The following is a 1,046-nucleotide window of genomic DNA, read 5'->3' on the forward strand; positions in this document are numbered from 1 at the left end:
GAAAACGAGGAACTCATAGCGGCGATACAAAATAGTTGTAGGAGCCGCGCTGAGATTATTGCTTTCTTAGAGAGCAAGTAATCTATATCCCAATGCCATCGATTTCTAATAGGTCAGATGGCATTGAGTGGGTAAACCTTGGGAAGTTAGCAATTAGTTAATATCCTGGGCTGAGAAAAGAAGTACACACTGAGATACTTCACCATCACGTCCTGCACGACCGGCTTCCTGATAATAATTTTCCATACTCTGTGGCATATTATAATGAATTACATATTTGACATTCGATTTATCAATACCCATTCCGAATGCATTAGTTGCAACAATTATAGGAGCACGGTCATAAATAAAATCATCTTGATTTTTCTTTCTAGAGCCATTATCAATTCCAGCATGACATTTTGTTACAGGAACCCCTCTTTTAAATAATAATTCTGAAGTGCATCAACATTTTTACGGGTTGCACAATATATTATACCGCTTTCATCATGATGCTTTTCAATATACTCAACAATAAAATCATCCTTCTTTTTGTCACTCTCTACAGTTAGAAGTAAAATGGTTGAATTAGAAAAAGAAAATAATCCCAAGCATGAACCCATGTTAAATGGAATGCGTATGTTAATCAAAAATGGTCCCCCAATCGGTAAGGCACCTTGGCTAATAATTGCAGCAGAAAGGCGGGGATTCCCATCCAGAGAGGAGCAAGCGATTGCATATTGTATGGAAAATATGTGGTTAAAAGCTACATCACTGGGTTTAGGGATTCAATTAGTGTCCGCCATTAGTGATTTAAATTATAATTCACAATTTAGTGAGTTATTAGGACTTCAACAAGGTGAATTTTGTTTTGATGCTTTTTCCATTGGATATCCTGTCAAAGCATTTTCCGAAACACCTAGAAAAGAACCGGTATTATCTGTTACATGGTTTGAGTAATATAAAAAAAAAGTAAGCGATGAATATCATACCGTGTTGCACAGTCCACCCTTGGTGTCCAGTTCCCTAAATCGGCAGTAGTTCATGCTTTTCCGCTGTTATGTTTT

1 protein-coding gene and 1 pseudogene are annotated in these 1,046 nt (G+C 36.9%); one reads left to right on the forward strand and one right to left on the reverse strand.

Annotation, left to right across the window (positions count from 1 at the left end; translation table 11 throughout):
- Nucleotides 1-159: 159 nt before the first annotated feature.
- A pseudogene (locus tag BJR36_RS21100) lies at nucleotides 160-557 on the reverse strand (helicase-related protein); the annotation flags it as partial.
- Nucleotide 558: 1 nt separating this feature from the next.
- Here BJR36_RS21100 and BJR36_RS20005 point away from each other — a divergent pair.
- Nucleotides 559-939, forward strand: a complete 381-nt coding sequence (locus BJR36_RS20005) for a nitroreductase family protein (RefSeq protein ID WP_091237187.1) — start codon at nucleotides 559-561, stop codon at nucleotides 937-939.
- The last annotated feature ends 107 nt before the right edge of the window (nucleotides 940-1,046 follow it).

The sequence above is a fragment of the Anaerobium acetethylicum genome (assembly GCF_900096945.1).
GTDB classification, from domain to species: Bacteria; Bacillota; Clostridia; order Lachnospirales; family Lachnospiraceae; genus Anaerobium; species Anaerobium acetethylicum.